Source organism: Pseudomonas sp. S37 (assembly GCF_016658545.1).
Lineage (GTDB): Bacteria > Pseudomonadota > Gammaproteobacteria > Pseudomonadales > Pseudomonadaceae > Aquipseudomonas.
In genome coordinates this window covers 14774-32946 of sequence record NZ_JACVZC010000002.1, presented here as the reverse complement: position 1 = coordinate 32946, position 18173 = coordinate 14774, and the positions used below count along the sequence as shown (strand labels likewise).

Here is an 18173-nt window from a genome sequence, read left to right as displayed (position 1 = left end):
ACACATAAACCCCCGTGGGAGCGGCTGTGGGAGCGGGTTCACCCGCGAAGAAACCAGCGCGGTGTTGGCACCGGCTTCGCCGGTGTTCGCGGGTGAACCCGCTCCCACAACCCGCTCACAGGGTTCGGCGTGAATCCAAAATGCAGCACAGCGTGATTCCGTCGGACAAATCTTGTCCGACAATCCCTGCTTCCCTAGAATGTCGCCGCCGCGAATGGCCCTGCCCTTGCAGTAGCGAGCATGCCCACCCAATCCCCGCGTTCAGCACTCTACAGGTCGCACCCCGAGCTGATCCTCAACCTGGGCAGCTGCCTTGCCGTGCTCGCGATCGTGGCCATCGTCAGCTACCTGCTGGCCCGTGAGCGCGATAGCGTCGAGCAGTCGGCGGTGCGCGCCTCGAACAACATCGTGCAGCTGATCGAAAGCGACATCCTGCGCAATGTCGAACTCTACGACCAGTCGCTGCAAGGGTTGATCTGGGCGGTCGGGCGCAAGGAACTGCCGGAAATCCCCGGCCCGCTGCGCCAGCGGCTGCTGTTCAACGAAGCCTTTGTCGACCGCAAACGCGGTGATGTGCTGTGGCTGGACCCGCAAGGCAACGTGGTCGGCGACTCGAGCAGCAGCGTGCCGCGCAAGGCCAACTTCGGCGACACCGGTGTGTTCAAGGCGCACCGGGACAATGCCAACCTTGGCCTGCTGGTAGGCCCGCCGTTCAAGGCCAGGCTCGGCGGCCTGGACTGGTGCATCAGTTTCAGCCGGCGCATCTCCGGCCCCCATGGCGAGTTTGCCGGGTTGGCCGCCGGGGCGCTGCGCCTGTCGTATTTCAGCGAACTGTTCAGGCGCCTGGACATTGGCGACGACAGCAGCATCAACCTGTTCAATACCGACGGGCAGTTGCTCGCCCGCCAGCCGTCCCGCGCGCAAGACCCGCTGATCGGCACAAACTACGCCGAACGGCCGAACTTCAAGCGCATCCTCAACGAGCAAAGCGGCAACTTCACCGCCCGTTCCACCAGCAGCGGCAAGCCGCGCATGTACACCTTTGCCCGGGTCGCACAGCTGCCATTGATCGTATTGGTGGTGCACTCGGCCGACGAGGTGTTCCAGTCATGGCGCCGCACCGCCATCCTGGTCAGCGTCGCCACCGGCGTGCTGTGTGTGGGCATTCTCTGGCTGACCTTGCTGCTGGGCCGCGAGTTGCGCCGCCGCCATGAAGCCGAACAAGGCCTGGCGACGTTGGCCGCCACCGACAGCCTGACCGGCCTGGCCAACCGTCGCCGGCTGGACCAGGTACTGCGCCAGGAATGGGCGCGTGCCCAACGTAACCGCAAGTCGCTGGCAGTGCTGATGGTGGATATTGACCATTTCAAGGCGTTCAACCAGCGCCATGGCCATGCCGGAGGCGACCATGCCCTGCGCGAAGTGGCCAAGGCGATCGAGGCGTGCATTCGCCGCCCGGCCGATCTGGCTGCGCGTTATGGTGGGGAAGAGTTCCAGGTGGTGTTGCCAGAGACTGACCTGGCTGGCGCCCAGCTGTTGGCCGAACGCATACGTGTTAGCGTCGAGGCTCTGGCGCCGTTTGCCGATGATGCCCACGCGGTCACGGTGAGCATCGGTATCGGCCTGTCCGGCACCCAGCACGACCTGAGCAGGCTGCTGGGTGCCGCGGACGAGGCGCTCTACCGGGCCAAGGCCAAGGGCCGTAACCGGATAGAGGGCCCTGAAGCTTAAGAGCGGGCGCGGGCGGCGTTGCGCAGCGCCTTGACCTGGTCGTGGTTGCGCTGCACGCCTTGCAGCTGTTTTTCCACCAGGCTGTAGCTGGTGTCGCTGGCGGTGCGGCCCAGTTTCACCAGTTTTTCGCGGGCTTCCTTATAGGCCTTCAGGGCGTGGTCTTCACCGCGCTCCACTTCGTTGAGCACCGCTTCTTCGTCCTTGCCGGTGACCATCGACTTGAGGTTGACCCAGCCGCGGTGCAGGTCGCCGCTGATGCTGGTGGAAGTTTCCGGGTCGCCACCCAGGCGGCGCACTTCGCTCTGCAGTTCACCGGCAGCGTTGGCGCATTCGCCAGCGCGCTGAACGAAGAACGCTTTCAGCTCCGGGTTCTTCACATCATCGGCCGAGGCCTTGAAGCCTTTCTCGCCATCCTTGCTGTACTCGATCAGGTCGTTGAGCACATCGATCACGTCTTTGTTGGGATTGCTCATGGTACAAACTCCTTGGCAGGTGATAGTCATCTGTAAGGGAGCAGTGATCGTGCCAATCCTGACATAAAGTAAAAATGCTTTTAAATCAGATAGTTATGAAGAATCAAGCGAAGCCTGATCGAGGCTTTCTGCATGATTGCCGCTTGGGGCTTCGTGCAGATTGCAGTATGGTCGGCGCTTTTCCACTACCAGATGCGCGAAGATGAAGCCGGAAACCCTCGAACTGCTGGTGACCCGCAGCATGCCGTTCGGCAAGTACCAGGGGCGGATCATTGCCGACCTGCCGGGGGATTACCTGGCTTGGTTTGCACGCAAGGGTTTCCCGGCCGGGGAGCTGGGTGGGTTGCTGGCGTTGATGCACGAGGTCGACCATAACGGCCTGGGTGACCTGCTGGTGCCGTTGCGGCAGAAGCATGGGCGTTGAACTGTTCCGGCCTCTTCGCGGGTAAACCCGCTCCCACAGGATTACCTCAGGTTCGAGCCCTGTGAATTCCCTGTGGGAGCGGGTTTACCCGCGAAGAGGCCAGTGAAGCCAGCTGAAATCGCTAACCTTTCACCGGCGCCACGGCCAACTCCACCCGCTCACTCTTCTTGATCACCGCATACACCACCGCCGTCAGCAAACTGCCCGCCACGATCGCCAGCAAGTACAGCAACGCATGGTTGATGGCATTGGGGATCAGCAGCACGAACAACCCGCCATGCGGCGCCATCAGCTTGCAGCCGAAGTACATCGACAACGCCCCGGTCAACGCACCACCGACGACACTGGCCGGGATCACCCGCAGCGGGTCCTTGGCGGCAAACGGGATCGCCCCCTCGGAGATGAAGCACAGCCCCAGTGCCAAGGCCGCCTTGCCCGCCTCGCGCTCACTCTGGGCGAACTTGCGCCGGGCCATGAACGTGGCGATGCCCAAACCGATCGGCGGCACCATGCCGGCCGCCATGGTCGCCGCCATCGGTGCATAGCTCGACGACGCCAGCAGGCCCACCGAGAACGCATAGGCAGCCTTGTTGATCGGTCCGCCCAGGTCGACGCACATCATGCCGCCCAGCAGCAGCCCCAGCAGAATGGCATTGGTGGTGCCCATGCTGTCGAGAAAGTGAGTAAGGCCTTCGAGCATCGCCGCCACCGGCTGGCCGACCACGTAGATCATCACCAGGCCGGTGAACAGGCTGGCCAATAGCGGAATGATCAGGATCGGCTTCAGCGCCTCCAGGCTGCTGGGCAAACGCGCCCAGCGGGCAATGGCCTTGGCGCTGTAACCGGCGAGGAAGCCGGCAATGATGCCACCGATGAAACCGGCACCCAGGGTACTGGCCAGCAGGCCGCCGATCATGCCGGGGGCCAGCCCTGGGCGGTCGGCGATCGACCAGGCGATATAGCCCGCCAGCAGCGGCACCATCAGTTTGAACGCCGCTTCACCACCAATCTGCATCAGCGCCGCCGGCAAGGTACCGGGCTCTTTGTAGGCTTCGATGCCGAACACGAACGACAGGGCAATCAGCAAACCGCCAGCCACCACCATCGGCAGCATGAACGACACGCCGGTCAGCAGGTGCTTGTACACCCCGGTCTTCTCACCCTTGGCCGCCGTGGTTGCCGCTGCGGCGTCGGCGCTGCTTTCCACCTTGGCTTCGGCCAGGGCCTTGTCCAGCGTGGCGCGGGCCTGCTTGAGAGCGATGCCGGTACCGCAACGGTAGATACGCTTGCCCGCGAAGCGCGCGGTGGGCACTTCGATGTCGGCGGCCAGCAACACCACATCAGCCTCTGCGATGGCTTCGGCCGACAATGGGTTGCGCGCACCGACCGAGCCCTGGGTCTCGACGGTAAGCTGGTAGCCCAACTGTTGGGCGGCCTGCTGCAAAGCTTCCGCCGCCATGAAGGTATGGGCGACGCCGGTCGGGCAGGCGGTGACTGCAACAATGCGCGCGGCTGAGCGGTCAGCAACCGCAGGGCTGTTCGGCACATCGGCCAGCAAGCGGGCGTTGGCCGCGGCTTCATCAAGAAAGCCCTCGCGGTCCGCCAGGGCCTGCGACGGCGTGCTCTGATACAGGCGCTTGCCGACAAAGCGGGCCAGGTCCACCGGGCCGGTGCTGACCACCAGCACCCAGTCAGCCTCGGCGATCTGCGCAGCGCTCAGTTGCCGTTCGGGGTGTTCGGCATCCTGCACCTCGACGCTGGTACTCCAGCCACGCCGCTGGGCAGCGGCAGACAGCAAGCGGGCACTCAGGACACTCGACACCTGCCCATTGGGGCAGGCGGTGACAATGGCAATGTTCATCGGCAACCCTCTTGTTGTTCTGTCAGTTGCACAGCGGCCTCCAGACGCGCCAGTTGTTCGCGGTCGCGGATGCCGAAGCCGACCTGGGTAACGGCCTGGGCGGCGATGGCGGTGGCGCGGGTCAGGGTTTGCGCGGGCGCTTCGCCCAGCAGCAGGCCATGGACCATGCCGGCCACCAGCGAATCCCCCGCCCCGACCGTGCTGGCGACCCGTACCTTGGGCGGGCTGGCATGCACGCCCAGGTCGCGGGTGAACCAGCTGACCCCCTGCTCGCCCGCCGACACCACCACGTGCTCGACGCCACTGGCCAGCAGGCGCTCGGCAGCGGCACGCTGTTGCGCCGGGTTATCCACAGCCAGGCCAAGCACCTCGCCCAGTTCTTCGGTATTGGGCTTGACCAGCCAGGGCACGCACTGCAGGCCGGCACGCAGGGCTTCGCCGCTGCTGTCCAGGGCCACCTTGAGGCCTTGGGCCTTGAGTTGTTCGAGCAACTGGCGGAACCAGTCGGCACTCACCCCGCGTGGCAGGCTGCCAGCCACCACCACGGCATCGTGGCCTGGGGCGACCTGCTGCAGCCTGCGCAGCAAGGCACTGCGGGCGGCCTCGTCGACTTCCGGGCCTTGGCCGTTGATGTCGGTGACGCGGCCATCGGCCTCGACCAGCTTGATATTGCTGCGGGTTTCGCCCGGCACGCGGACAAAGCAGTCGGCAAAGCCGCGCCATTCAATCAGCGCCTCGAACGGTTGCAGGTTGTCGCAACCGAGGAAACCGCCAACGGTCACGCTGTGCCCCAGGTCGGCCAGCACTTGGGCAACGTTCAGGCCCTTGCCGGCGGCGTGGCTGTGCTGCGCCTGGCTGCGATTGACCTGCCCTGCGCGCAAGGTGTCCAGGCCGATGGTGATATCCAGCGCCGGGTTCAGGGTAAGGGTGAGGATCTTGGCCATTCAGTAACGCTCCACCAGCGCGCGTACCGCCGCGGCGCTGTCCTGTTGCAGGGCCTGGCGCGCCAGGGCGCGGGCCGTCTGGTGATCGGCCTGGCGGACCAGGGCCTTGACTTCGGCAATGCTGCGCGCGGCGACGCTGAGTTCGTCGACGTCCAGGCCCAGCAATACGGCGACCGCCTGCGGGTCGGCGGCCAGCTCACCGCACACGCCAACCCATTTGCCATGGGCATGGGCGGCGCGCACGGTCATGTCGATCAGGCTGAGCACCGCCGGGTGCAGGCCGTCGGCCTGGGCCGAGAGGCTGGGGTGACCACGGTCAATGGCCAGGGTGTATTGGGTCAGGTCGTTGGTGCCGATGCTGAAAAAGTCCACTTCGCGCGCCAGTTGCGGCGCCAGCAGGGCCGCCGAAGGGACTTCAACCATGATGCCCAGTTGCAGGTCGGCTACCGGGGTATCGACACGCAGGCGTTCGACCATCGCCCGCGCCGCGCGCCACTCGTGGGCCTGGCCAACCATCGGGAACATGATGCGCAGCGGGCGCCCTTCGGCAGCCCGCAGCAAGGCGCGCAGCTGGTCTTCCATCAACTGTGGGCGCTGCAGGGTCAGGCGTATGCCGCGCACGCCCAGGAAGGGGTTTTCTTCAGCGGCGATCGGCCAGTATGGCAATGGCTTGTCGCCACCGACATCCAGGGTGCGCACCACCAGCGGGCGCCCGTCGAGGCCGTCGAGCACGCGGCGGTACTCGGCCTCCTGGGTGGCTACATCCGGGGCTTGCGGGTGGGCCATGAAGATCAGTTCGGTGCGCAGCAGGCCCACGCCTTCGGCGCCCTGCTCCACCACCTTGGCGATGCCGCTGCTCTCGCCGATATTGGCAAACACTTCGACCGCGTGCCCATCACGGGTAACGGCAGGCTCGAAGCGATTGGCCCAGGCTGCCTGCAAGCGTTGCTCTCGCAGGTCGCGCTCGGCCAGCGCCCGTTGCAGTTCATCTGCTGGCGGCGCCACGCTGACCACACCGCGCTGGCCATCGAGCAGCAGCGGCGTGCCGCTTTCCAGCAACAGTATCGCGGCACCCGCACCGACCACGGCCGGGATACCCAGCGCGCGGGCAACGATGGCGCTGTGGGCCGTCGCGCCGCCCTGGGCGGTGACGATACCGGCGACGCGCGCCGGGTCCAGCCGGGCGACATCGGACGGGCCGACCTCGGCCATCACCAGCACGTAGGGTTGTTCGGGCTCCACCTGCGCTTGCACACCGCACAGCTGCACCAGCACGCGCCGGCCAATGTCGCGCAGGTCGGCGGCGCGCTCGGCGAGCAAGGCATCGTGCAACGACTCCTGCTGACGGGCCGCGGCTTCGATCACGGCCATCCACGCGGCCGCAGCGCTTTCGCCCTGGGCCAGGCGCTGCTCCACATCGTCGCCCAGGGCCGGGTCGGCGAGCATTTCCTGATGCGTGACGAAGATCTCGCCGATGGCCTTGTCGCTGCGCTGGATTAACGCCTGCAGTTCGCCGTTCACGATAGCCAGGGCTTCGCGCAGCTTATGCCGCTCCTGCGCGCAGGACTCGCCGCGCAGGGGGTAGTCGAAGTCACGCTCGACACACACGTGCGCCGGCCCGCTGGCGATGCCGGGGGCGGCGCCCACGCCCTGAATGCGGCTGCCGGTTTGCGGGGCTTGCAACACGTCGGGCGCTTCGCGGGCTTCAACGGTAGTGCTCTCCGGCAGCGGCTCCACTTCCTCGCCCAAGCCCTGTTCAATGGCGGCCAGCAGGACCGGCAAGGCATCGGCGGCAACGCTTGGCTCGGCCAGCAATTCCAGCACCTGGCCACGCCGGGCGCCGAGGCTGAGCAGCTTGCTCAGGCTCTTTACCGACACGGCCGGCTGCGCGCTGTCGAGCAGGCGCACACGGATTTCTCCGTCAAACCCTTTGGCCAATTGCGCCAGCACCTTGGCCGGGCGGGCATGCAGGCCATGGGGGTTGGCCAACACGATACGCGCGCTGGGCCAGTCTGCCGGTGCCTCGCCGCCCAGCACTTCCAGCACCGCACGGCTGCTGGTGGCCTGGTAGAGCATCTGCCCGCGGCCTTCGATCAGTACTTCGCACAGGCGCTCGAGCAGGGCCTGGTGGGCAGCCCCCAGGCTGGCCAGGCAGAACAGGCCATTGAGCGGCTGGTCACGGTAACGCAGCGGCTGCTGCGGCGTAATAAAGGCCAGGCCCGGCTGACGCACCTGGCGCTCGCTGTGCAGCCACCACAGGCCCTCGCCCAGCGGCAGCGGTTCGGCCTGCTGCAGTACCGCGGCAAAACCGCTGTCGACACAGCCGGCGCGCTGCAACAGGCGCGCACCGCGCCAGGCCAGTTCGTCAAAATCTTCAGCCGGCAGGTTCAGGCCGACCAGTTGCGCGTCCAGCGCCAGCGCCTGTGGCGCGCCTTGTAGCAGCTTGAGCATCGCCTCGGCGGAGCTGGCCCGGCGCAGTGCTTCGGCCAGGTCGGTCTCGCCCAGGGCGCGGGTCAGCAGTTGCAGCAGGCGCAGGTGTTCGTCGGAACGGGCGGCAATGCCGATGGCCAGGTAGACCCTCTGCCCATCGCCCCAGTCCACGCCCTCGGGGAACTGCAACAGGCGCACGCCAGTGGCATACACCAGGTCACGGGTTTGCGGCGTGCCATGGGGGATGGCAATGCCCTGGCCAAGGAACGTTGAGCCTTGCGCCTCGCGGGCCTGCAGCCCTTGCAGGTAACCGTCGGCGACCAGGCCATCGGCGACCAGTCGCTCGGCCAGCAGGCGCAGTGCCTCGGCTTTGTCGGCGGCCACCTGGCCCATGGCTATCTGCTCCTTGGCGAGCTCGAGCATGACCTTCTCCTTTTGCAGTTCCCGGTCGGGTACTGGAGTATTTTTGTGAAATTCACAGGAAAGGCCAGTCATTCAGCCGTGCACGGAGCGCAGCCGAGGCAGAAAATTCGGCAGCTGAAACGTTTAATCTGACCAAGCGGCCACGTTACTCGATAATCTTCCGGTTAAAAAGCCCCATCCTGTCGGACAATTGCGACAATGGTCGTCTGCGCGTACAGCCTGTACCGGGTCAAACTACCCGGTCCGGCTTTACAGCCAGCCCCGGAAATAACAAGGAAAATTCGGTGAAACTCAGCGATATCGCCCGTCTGGCCGGTGTGTCCGTGACCACTGCCAGCTACGTCATCAATGGCAAGGCTGAACAGCAACGCATCAGCAGCAGTACTGTCGAGCGGGTACGCGCGGTGGTCGAAGCACACGGCTTCACCCCCAACCCGCAAGCAGCTGGCCTGCGCAGCCGGCATACCCGCACCTTGGGCTTCATTCTCCCGGATCTGGAGAACCCCAGCTACGCCCGCATTGCCAAGCAACTGGAGCAAGGCGCCCGCGCCCGCGGCTATCAGTTGCTGATCGCCAGCAGCGACGACCAGCCCGACAGCGAACGCCAGTTGCAACAGCTGTTCCGCGCGCGCCGTTGCGATGCACTGTTCGTTGCCAGCTGCCTGCCGCCAGAAGACGACAGCTACCGCGAGTTGCAGGACAAAGGCCTGCCGGTGATCGCCATCGACCGCCGCCTTGACCCTGCGCACTTCTGCTCGGTGATCAGCGACGACCGCGATGCCAGCCGCCAACTGGCCGCCAGCCTGCTCAGCGCCGCCCCACGCAGCATCGCCCTGATCGGCGCCCGCCCGGAGCTGTCAGTCAGCCAGGCGCGTGCCGGCGGTTTCGACGAAGCCCTGCAAGGCTATGCTGGCGAAGTACGCCGCTACCAGGGCGAAGCCTTCAGCCGCGAGTGCGGCCAGCGCCTGATGCAGCAACTGATCGACGACCTCGGAGGCCTGCCGGATGCCCTGGTGACCACTTCGTATGTGCTGCTGCAAGGGGTGTTTGATACCCTGCAGGCGCGCCCTGCCGACTCGCGCCAGCTGCAGTTGGGTACCTTTGGCGACAATCAGTTGCTCGACTTCCTGCCACTGCCGGTCAATGCCATGGCCCAGCAACATGGCCAGATCGCCGCCATCGCGCTGGAACTGGCACTGGCCGCCATCGAGGAAAAACGCTACGAACCCGGTGTGCATGCAGTCGGTCGAACCTTCAAGAAACGCATTCCAATGGCCTGAACATGCGCCTGATCGACACCCACACCCACCTGGACTTCCCTGACTTCGACGCCGACCGCCCACGCCTGCTGGCCAACGCGGCGGCACAGGGGGTGGAGCGGATGGTGGTGCTGGGGGTGTTCCAGGCCAATTTCCAGCGGGTATGGGACCTGGCCTGTGCCGAGCAGCACCTGTTCGCCGCGCTGGGCCTGCACCCGGTTTACCTCGACCAGCATCGCCCGGAACACCTGACGCAATTGCGCGAGTGGCTGGAACGCCTGCACGATCACCCGCGGCTGTGTGCCGTGGGCGAGTTCGGCCTGGACTATTACCTGCAAGACCTGGACAAGGCACGGCAGCAGGACCTGTTCGAAGCACAACTGCAGATGGCCTGCGACTTCGAATTGCCGGCGCTGCTGCACGTACGCCGCAGCCATGCCCAGGTCATCGCCACGCTCAAGCGCTACAAGCCGGCGCGGGCGGGGGTGATTCATGCGTTTGCCGGCAGTTATGAAGAAGCCCGCGAGTACATCAAGCTGGGCTTCCGGCTTGGCCTGGGTGGCGCGGCAACCTGGCCGCAGGCGCTGCGGCTGCGCAAGACCTTGGCGCGGCTACCGCTGGACAGTGTGGTGCTGGAGACCGATGCGCCAGACATGGCGCCAGCGATGTACCCGGGGGTAAGGAACAGCCCGGAGCATCTGCCGGAGATTGCCGCAGCGCTGGCGCAGGTGATGGCCGTAGAGGTTGGCGAACTGGCGCAGGCCAGTACCCGCAATGCTTGCGAGTTGTTTGGCTGGTAACCGCCAGGTGACCGCGCCCCTGCCCTGCTTTTGATCTGGCTTTTGATCTTGATCTTGATCTTGATCTTGATCTTCGCGACTTCAGGAGGCCGAACGCAGGCCTTGCGGAGGGAGGTGACGGGCATGGATGCCCGTCAAGCGCTGGGCCCCAGGATGGGGCCTGCAGCGCGGTCCTGCCGGGAGCAAGGCCGGAGAGAGGGAACCCCGGAGCGCAGCGTAGGGGCCGGATGACGGGAGCGCAGCGTTTTTTGGTTACTTTTTGCCGCGTTTGGCAAAAAGTGACTCGCCGTAAGGGCGAAAAGGTGAGTAAGCGTCGCCATCGCAAATGGAGTTTTCGCTACATCAAAACCGGCGCCCAAGCTTCACAGCCTTGAAGGATGTGGGCATTCACACCGAGCAGGTATTCGTACGCGCAGGTGGCGCACAGTCACCTTTCCGCCCTTACGGCGGGTCCCTTTTTGTCGTGGCAAAAAGGAACCAAAAACCGTCGGCTCCCATCATCCGGCCCCTGCGCTGCGCTCCGGGGTCCCCTCGCTACGGGCATGCTCCCGGGAGTACGCGCTGCAGGCCCCATCCATGGGGCCTCAGCGCTTGACGGGCATCCATGCCCGTCACCTCCCTCCGCAAGCCCTTCGCTCGGCCTCCTGAAGTCGCAATCTGCGTCGCCTGGACTATCGCGCGCTTAGAAGCAAAATCAAAAGCCAGGCAAAGGCTAAGGATGGATCAGACCAGCACCGTCCACAGCGCAAACCCGGCATACCAAAGCACCGCACAGCGCAGCAGCAACTCCCACAGGCTGTCCAGCCGCCCCAGCCCGCGCTGGCTGTCTTCTTCTTCGGGAATGTCGTCGGCAATGCGCCCGACACGCGCCACCAAGTGCGCGGCGCTGATGTGCCAGTTGAGCACTTCGTGCAGCATCACCCGCGTTACTGCCAGGAAGTTGCCCACCAACGCAAAGCTCAATGCCAGCACCCGCACCGGCAGCCAGTCCATGATATGCCGCAACTGTTCCGCCCGCGCCTTGAGCGCCGGTTGTTTACTGTACTCACCGGTCAACGCCAACAGCCGGTAAGCCAGCGCCGCCCCCGGGCCCAGCACGAAGTACCAGAAAATCACCGCGAAAAAGCCCTGGTACACCTGCCACAGCAAGTTACCCTGCACCCGTACCAGCAGGCTATGTGGCTCATCGGCGGCAAGGCCCAGGTCACGCTCGGCCACGTGCAGCGCGGCCTGGTCATCACCACGCCGCCAGGCATCGCGGAACGGCCCCAGCGAGGCGTTGGCATCACCACGGCCGAGGCTGTAGATCAGCACCAACAGGTGCACCGGCAAGGCCAGCAGGCCGTAGGCCACTGGTTCCAGTACATGCAGCAGCAACACCAGCAGCGCTACCGGTGCCAGTACCAGGATGGCCAGCGTCCACCCAGGGTGCACCTTGCCACTGCGCTCCAGGCGCACCAGTTCGCCAAGGAAGAACCCGTCACGCTGTACCTGATGGCGCAGGGCCGAGAACTTCTCGACCCACAGCGCCAGCAACAACACCAGAAAACTCATGCCTTGTCCTCGTTGTGCTGCAGCGCTTGGCGGTAGCGCGGCCAGTCGAAGGCCGGGCCAGGGTCGGTCTTGCGCTGCGGGGCAATGTCGCTATGGCCCTGGATACGGCGCTGGTCGATGGCCGGCCAGGCATCGCAGATGTGCCGGGTGAGTTTCTCCAGCACCGCATACTGGGCATCGGTGTAAGGCAGCTCGTCGGTGCCTTCCAGTTCGATACCGATGGAAAAGTCGTTGCAGCCTTCACGCCCGTCGAAGCTCGACACACCCGCATGCCACGCGCGGTCGCACAACGACACGAACTGGGTTACCGCGCCGGTACGCTCGACGAACAAGTGCGCCGAAACGGTCAGGTGGTTGATGCTGGCAAAGTATGGGTGTTCATCGGGGTCCAGGCGGTTCTGGAAGAACTGCTGGACTTTGCCGGTACCAAAACAGGCCGGCGGCAGGCTGATGTTGTGGATCACCAGCAGGGAAATCGATTCGCCTTCGGGGCGGGCATTGAAGTTCGGCGAGGGGCAGTGGGTGATTCCGATTCCGTGGAACCAGCCAGTGGCACGGTCCAATTGCATGGGGCAGATCCTGAAAACGCCGTTAACAGAGCAACAGTATGCCTTGTGGCCAATGTGGTGTGCATGTGAATCATTGTAATGCGTGCGACCAGAGGTTCTTCACATCCTCCTGATTAGCGCTGCCCCTGTGGGAGCGGCTTTAGCCGCGAACACCGGCAACGCCGGTGCCATCCACCACGCTGGATTCTTCGCGGGTGAACCCGCTCCCACAGGTATCCCGAGTTCTGCATGAACTCCCACAGGGGTCCGGGGTTCTGCATGAAACTGTTGCGGCTATGCGCGCAGGCCGTCGAGCACGGCCTCCAGCGCCCGCTCGAACAACAGCCCGTCATCCAGCACCCGCACTTCACCGCGTTGCAGTGCCTGGGCCAGGCTGGTGCTGCTCCACTCGCGCACTTTCATGCCGGTGCGGTTGGCGAACACCAGCCTGTCGCTACTGTCGATACGCGCCACCAGCTTGCAGCGCAGCGGTTGGTCTTCGTCAAACACCTCGACCCAGGTGCCGATGCGCAGGCGCTGCGCCTGAAGCAACGCCGCAGCTTGCCCATCGTCTTGCCACAGCGGTGCGCAGCCTGGCTCTTCGGCGATTGCCAGCACAATGTCATCGGCCACCAGCACTTCAGCCAAAGGCGGCCCTTCGCCACCCGCGCAAGCGCGCAGGTGCAACTGCTCAAGTTGCAGGAAGAATTCACGGGTCGCCAGCGAATCCTGTGCCACGCCGGCCAGGCCATCACGCAGAGCCTTGAGCAAACCCGGCACTTGCTGCAGCAGGGCTTGCGGCTCATGGGGCGGGGTGATGCTGAACAGCAGTGCGTCCATGGCCTGCACCGCATCGCACCAAGCCTGGGACCCTTCGCCCTGCTTCAACCAGGCCAGCAACAGCACCTGGCTCCAGGCCTGCACCAGCATCTGCACCACCACCTGTGGCAATACTCGGCCACGCAGGCGCTGGTTAAGCAGCTGCTGAACCTGTTGCCTGGCCTGCAGGGCGCGGGCCCGGCCTTGTTCGGCGTCGCGGGTGCGTTGTTCGAGCAACTCGTTGCGCCGCTGCTCGTCCTGGTTGAAGGCGAGGAAGTCGTCGAGCAGTTCGGCAAACAAGCCGGCATCTTCGGCAAAATCGTTGAGCAGCCGCTGGACGATACGCTCTACCCGCAATTGCAGGCTGTCACGCACGCCATCGCGGCTGCACTCCCAGCCAATCGCTGCGCCGGCAAGCTCGTTGAGCAAGCGGCGCGCCGGGTGGCTGGCCCGGCTGAACAGCCCTTTGTCCAGCAGTGCCACCTTGAGCAGGGGAATCTGCAGGCGGGCAATCAGCGCCCGCAGGCTGGCGGGCAGGTTGTCATCGCGCTGGATATACGCGAACAGCAGCCCCACCAGGTTGATCATGTCTTCGTCGGCCACCGCGATGCGCCGACGTGTACCGCTGCGCACGCTGACCCGCAGCAGCAATTGCTCAAGCTGTTGGCCAAGCTCGAAATCATCCGCCTCATGGGTGGCGGGCACGTAGTGCTGCAAATGCGAAAGCAACCGCAGCAGGTCGGCGGTACTGATCGGCTGGGCAGCTGTCACCGCCTGCAAACGCGGGGCGAACTGCCCTCGCACCGGCGCCAGCAACGTTTGCAACGAAGTAAAGAAAGCCTGCCCCGCCGTGTCCGCGCCCAGTTCCCCGCCAAGCTTTGCCGGGCCACGCCGTGCGCGCATGCGCCGGTCCTCGGCGCGCCGGCGCGGTGCTGGTTGCAGCTCGGGCAGTACCCCGGCGGCGGCCAGCAGTTGGTTGGCCTCGCCATAGATCACGTCGGCATCGCGAAGCACATAGCGCTCGAACAGCTTGAGCAGCACCAGCTTGACCCGCAGGCAAACCCCCAGGTTGCGCCCGGCATCGAGGAAATAACCACACAATGCCGCCGGCCCCAACGGGTTGTGCTGCTCGTACAGCGGGCGGTCGAGCAACGCCTGCAAGCGCAGGCTCAGTTGCTGCAGGGCCATGCCGTCGCGGGACAGTACGCGCCCCACCATGCCTTCGACAGCGACTGCGCGCTCTATCTGGGCCTTGCCACCCGAGTTGTCCGGCTCAACCAGATGCGCCAGCAGGTCAACCTGGCCAATGCGCGCGAAGGTTTCATGGAAGGTATCCAGAAAGCCACGCTCGATACTCTTGCGCTTGAGGCGCAGGTCGCGCATGGCTTCAAAGTACAGGCTCTGGTCACCCCGGTCCAAGGCCTTGTCGGCCATTTCAAAAAGGGTGTCGTCGGCGTTGTCGAACAAGTCCTGCAAGCCTTGGCGCAACTGCAGCGCGGCCTTGTCGCGGACCTGCAGGAGCAATACCGGAAGGCAAGGCAGGGGCGCACGCCCGCCCCGGTCGATGGCCGCCGCCAAGGGCACCACCTTGCCTTCTTTTTGCATCCTGGACTCCTTGCAGGGTGTGTTGCCGGATGAGGCAGCATTCGTCAAAGCTATGACGCCAAATACTGGGCGCCATTATCGGTAAAAATTCGCAGCGCTGCCAGCGCCGTTTCACCGACGGGTTAATGACCCTGAATCAGGCCGATTGCTCACCACACTCCGACCAAAGGTCATCGCCAAGGCGGCTGTACACACCGGCCCCCTGCCCTATAATCGCGGGCATCTAGCTTGTGGAGCCAACCATGCCGAACCTACGCCTTGCCGACCTGACCGCTGAAATCGAAGCCAACGTGCGCCGTGCGCTGTTGGAGGACATCGGCAGTGGCGATATCACCGCGCAGTTGATCCCGGCCGAGCGCCTGGCCAAGGCGACCATCATCACCCGCGAAGACTGCGTGATCGCCGGCACTGCCTGGGTCGATGCCGTATTCCGTCAGCTCGACCCGCGCGTAGCAGTGCACTGGCAGGTAGCTGATGGCGAGCGTGCCACCGCCAACCAGCCACTGTTCCACCTGGAAGGCCCAGCCCGTTCACTGCTAAGTGGTGAGCGCAGTGCACTGAACTTCCTGCAGATGCTGTCGGGGGTCGCCACCCGTGCGCGCTTCCTTGCCGACCTGGTGGAGGGCACTCAGGTACGCCTGCTGGACACCCGCAAGACCCTGCCGGGCCTGCGCCTGGCACAGAAGTATGCGGTGACCTGCGGCGGTTGCGACAACCACCGCATCGGCTTGTATGACGCCTTCCTGATCAAGGAAAACCACATTGCCGCCAGCGGCGGCATAGCAGAGGCGGTGGCGGCAGCACACCGTATTGCGCCGGGCAAGCCGGTAGAGATCGAAGTGGAAAGCCTGAGCGAACTGCGCGAGGCGCTGGCGGCGGGTGCCGACATCATCATGCTTGATGAGCTGAACCTGGATGAAATGCGCGAGGCAGTGGGCATTACTGCCGGGAAAGCCAAGCTGGAAGCCAGTGGCGGGGTTAACGAGAGCACCTTGCGGGTGATTGCCGAGACGGGTGTGGATTACATCTCGATCGGGGCCATGACCAAGGATGTGAAAGCGGTGGATTTGTCGATGCGACTGAGCCTGTGAGCAGATAGCAGACAACAGAAAACCGGCCATTGAGCCGGTTTTTTTGTGCAGATCTGTGAGGTTTTCTTAGCCAGTTCCGGCCTATTCGCGGGTAAACCCGCTCCCGCATGTCCTCCGTTTCCCCAGGGAACGTGCTATCCCTGTGGGAGCGGGTTCACCCGCGAAGGGCTGCGAAGCAGCCCCTGCTGGAGATCAAAACGAGGCGTTGGCCAGCCCGTCCAGGTAGCGCTCGACGTCCAGCGCCGCCATGCAGCCGGCACCGGCCGAGGTAATGGCCTGGCGGTAAACGTGGTCAGCCACGTCACCGGCAGCGAACACGCCTTCGACGTTGGTGGCAGTGGCGTTGCCTTCGCGACCACCATGGACAACCAGGTAGCCGTCCTTCAGGGTCAGCTGGCCTTCGAACAGCGAAGTGTTCGGGGTGTGGCCGATGGCAATGAACACGCCGTCGACCTTGATTTCGTCGCTGCTGCCGTCGTTGTTCTTCAGGCGCGCACCGGTCACGCCCATGTTGTCGCCCAGTACTTCGTCCAGGGTGGCGTTGAGCTTGAGCTCGATCTTGCCTTCGGCCACGCGGGCGTTCAGCTTGTCGACCAGGATCTTCTCGGCGCGGAAGGTTTCACGACGGTGTACCAGGGTTACCTTGCTGGCGATGTTGGCCAGGTACAGTGCTTCTTCCACGGCAGTGTTGCCGCCGCCAACCACGGCTACCGGCTTGTTGCGGTAGAAGAAACCGTCGCAGGTCGCGCAGGCCGAAACGCCCTTGCCCATGAAGGCTTCTTCCGACGGCAGGCCCAGGTAGCGGGCGCTGGCGCCAGTGGCGATGATCAGCGCGTCGCAGGTGTACTTGCCGCTGTCACCCTGCAGGGTGAACGGCTTGTTGGCCAGGTCAACGGCGTTGATGTGGTCGAAGACGATTTCGGTTTCGAAACGCTCGGCATGCTCTTGCATGCGCTGCATCAGGGCCGGACCGGTCAGGCCGTGGGGGTCGCCCGGCCAGTTGTCGACTTCGGTAGTGGTGGTCAATTGGCCACCGGCCTGCATGCCGGTGATCAGCAGCGGCTTGAGGTTGGCACGGGCGGCATACACCGCGGCGCTGTAACCGGCAGGGCCGGAACCGAGAATGATGACGCGCGAATGACGTACTTCAGACATGTCGAACTCCTGTCGGGCGGGCCGGTATGGGTACACCGGCGGCGCCAGCTGGAAAATAAAAAGGACCCACGCAGCACTTGGGGAAGGCTACAACGCGCAGGCCCAGAAAGCGGAAAGTTGAGCGCACTGTAGCGAGGTCGCAAAGATTAAGGAAATATCCTTCGACAATCCACCTCATAGGCATCGTCTATGCTGCGATTTCATCGGCAGCCAAGCTGCGGGTGCTTTTGTTACAGCCGGTTTCGCGCCCGCCAGGCGCCTTTCGTCGGCGCGACAAACTCGGTAAGGTCAGCGCGTTTTCCTTGTCTGCGGAGTACCTCGATGCAAGCCCCTGTCCTCTCTGGCCCCCAATACCTGCGCGAAGGCCTGAAACTGGTGCTGAGCCCCAACCTGCGCTTGTTCGTGCTGCTGCCGCTGGCGGTCAACCTGCTGTTGTTCGGTGGCCTGATCTACTTCGCCGGCCATCAGTTCAGCCTGTGGGTAGATGCCCTGATGCCAAGCTTGCCGAGCTGGCTGAGCTTCCTTACCTACATCCTCTGGCCGCTGTTCGTCGCCTTGGTGGTGTTGATGGTGTTTTTCACCTTCACCCTGGTGGCCAACGTCATTGCCGCACCGTTCAACGGCTTCCTGGCGGAAAAGGTCGAAGTGGTGGTACGCGGAGAAGACACCTTCCCGGCCTTCAGCTGGGGTGAGCTGGTGGCCATGGTGCCGCGCACCCTCAGCCGTGAAATGCGCAAGCTGGGCTACTTCCTGCCCCGCGCCATCGGCCTGTTCATCCTGTCGCTGATCCCGGTGGTGAACGTGGTGGCGGCGCCCCTGTGGCTGGTTTTCGGCGTGTGGATGATGGCCATCCAGTACATCGACTACCCGGCGGACAACAACAAGATGAGCTGGCAGGACATGCTGGCCTGGCTGCGGCAGAAGCGCTGGCAGTCGATGGGGTTTGGCGGCATTACCTACCTGGCGTTGATGATTCCGCTGGTGAACGTGCTGATGATGCCGGCGGCGGTGGCGGGGGCTACGTTGTTCTGGGTGCGGGAGCGCAACTGATCCCTG

At 64.4% G+C, this 18173-nt stretch carries 14 protein-coding genes; 6 read left to right on the top strand and 8 right to left on the bottom strand.

Annotated features, from left to right (window positions below; translation table 11 throughout):
* The first annotated feature begins 240 nt into the window (after positions 1-240).
* Positions 241-1731 carry a sensor domain-containing diguanylate cyclase gene (locus tag IAE39_RS00940; protein WP_201198518.1) on the top strand — a complete coding sequence of 497 codons (1491 nt, stop codon included), beginning with the start codon at positions 241-243 and terminating at the stop codon, positions 1729-1731.
* Here the strand turns inward: IAE39_RS00940 and IAE39_RS00935 are convergent.
* Complete coding sequence (locus IAE39_RS00935; protein ID WP_201198517.1) at positions 1728-2204, bottom strand: ferritin-like domain-containing protein; 477 nt, start codon at positions 2202-2204, stop codon at positions 1728-1730. The genes IAE39_RS00940 and IAE39_RS00935 overlap by 4 nt on opposite strands.
* Before the next feature lie 202 nt (positions 2205-2406).
* On the opposite strand from IAE39_RS00935, the gene IAE39_RS00930 reads away from it, so the two are divergent.
* Positions 2407-2628 carry a DUF3820 family protein gene (locus tag IAE39_RS00930; RefSeq protein WP_201198516.1) on the top strand — a complete coding sequence of 74 codons (222 nt, stop codon included), beginning with the start codon at positions 2407-2409 and terminating at the stop codon, positions 2626-2628.
* 121 nt (positions 2629-2749) lie between these two features.
* Here IAE39_RS00930 and IAE39_RS00925 read toward each other — a convergent pair whose 3' ends face one another.
* From IAE39_RS00925 to ptsP, 3 genes are read right to left on the bottom strand one after another with little or no spacing between them, the layout of a single operon-like run.
* Positions 2750-4489, bottom strand: a complete 1740-nt coding sequence (locus tag IAE39_RS00925) for a PTS fructose-like transporter subunit IIB (RefSeq protein ID WP_201198515.1) — start codon at positions 4487-4489, stop codon at positions 2750-2752.
* Positions 4486-5433 carry a 1-phosphofructokinase gene (gene pfkB, locus IAE39_RS00920; protein WP_201198514.1) on the bottom strand — a complete coding sequence of 316 codons (948 nt, stop codon included), beginning with the start codon at positions 5431-5433 and terminating at the stop codon, positions 4486-4488. Before pfkB ends, IAE39_RS00925 begins: the two co-directional genes overlap by 4 nt.
* Entirely contained in the window at positions 5434-8286 is a 2853-nt protein-coding gene (gene ptsP, locus IAE39_RS00915) for a phosphoenolpyruvate--protein phosphotransferase (RefSeq protein WP_201198513.1), read from the bottom strand. It abuts the gene before it with no gap.
* A gap of 284 nt (positions 8287-8570) precedes the next feature.
* Here ptsP and cra point away from each other — a divergent pair, with 284 nt between their 5' ends.
* Together cra and IAE39_RS00905 are read left to right on the top strand one after the other, a co-directional pair.
* Positions 8571-9566: a catabolite repressor/activator gene (cra, locus tag IAE39_RS00910; RefSeq protein WP_201198512.1), complete on the top strand. Its 996-nt coding sequence runs from the start codon at positions 8571-8573 to the stop codon at positions 9564-9566.
* A 2-nt stretch (positions 9567-9568) separates the two neighbouring features.
* A complete protein-coding gene (locus IAE39_RS00905; RefSeq protein WP_201198511.1) occupies positions 9569-10345 on the top strand; it encodes a TatD family hydrolase in 777 nt (258 codons plus the stop codon).
* Between the two features lie 723 nt (positions 10346-11068).
* Here the strand turns inward: IAE39_RS00905 and ampE are convergent.
* The 3 genes from ampE to IAE39_RS00890 form a co-directional block, all read right to left on the bottom strand.
* Entirely contained in the window at positions 11069-11899 is an 831-nt protein-coding gene (gene ampE, locus IAE39_RS00900) for a regulatory signaling modulator protein AmpE (RefSeq protein WP_201198510.1), read from the bottom strand.
* On the bottom strand, positions 11896-12468 hold the full coding sequence (ampD, locus tag IAE39_RS00895; RefSeq protein ID WP_201198508.1) for a 1,6-anhydro-N-acetylmuramyl-L-alanine amidase AmpD: 573 nt from the start codon (positions 12466-12468) through the stop codon (positions 11896-11898). The genes ampE and ampD overlap by 4 nt, the downstream gene beginning before the upstream one ends.
* A gap of 273 nt (positions 12469-12741) precedes the next feature.
* Entirely contained in the window at positions 12742-14871 is a 2130-nt protein-coding gene (locus tag IAE39_RS00890; protein ID WP_201198506.1) for a DUF1631 domain-containing protein, read from the bottom strand.
* Between the two features lie 242 nt (positions 14872-15113).
* On the opposite strand from IAE39_RS00890, the gene nadC reads away from it, so the two are divergent.
* The gene (gene nadC, locus IAE39_RS00885; RefSeq protein ID WP_201198505.1) at positions 15114-15962 is read left to right on the top strand and encodes a carboxylating nicotinate-nucleotide diphosphorylase; all 849 of its coding nucleotides are present in this window, start codon (positions 15114-15116) and stop codon (positions 15960-15962) included.
* A 192-nt stretch (positions 15963-16154) separates the two neighbouring features.
* Here the strand turns inward: nadC and trxB are convergent, their stop codons facing one another.
* Complete coding sequence (gene trxB / locus IAE39_RS00880) at positions 16155-17117, bottom strand: thioredoxin-disulfide reductase (RefSeq protein ID WP_201198504.1); 963 nt, start codon at positions 17115-17117, stop codon at positions 16155-16157.
* Positions 17118-17438: 321 nt separating this feature from the next.
* On the opposite strand from trxB, the gene cysZ reads away from it, so the two are divergent.
* Positions 17439-18167: a sulfate transporter CysZ gene (gene cysZ, locus IAE39_RS00875; protein WP_201198503.1), complete on the top strand. Its 729-nt coding sequence runs from the start codon at positions 17439-17441 to the stop codon at positions 18165-18167.
* The last annotated feature ends 6 nt before the right edge of the window (positions 18168-18173 follow it).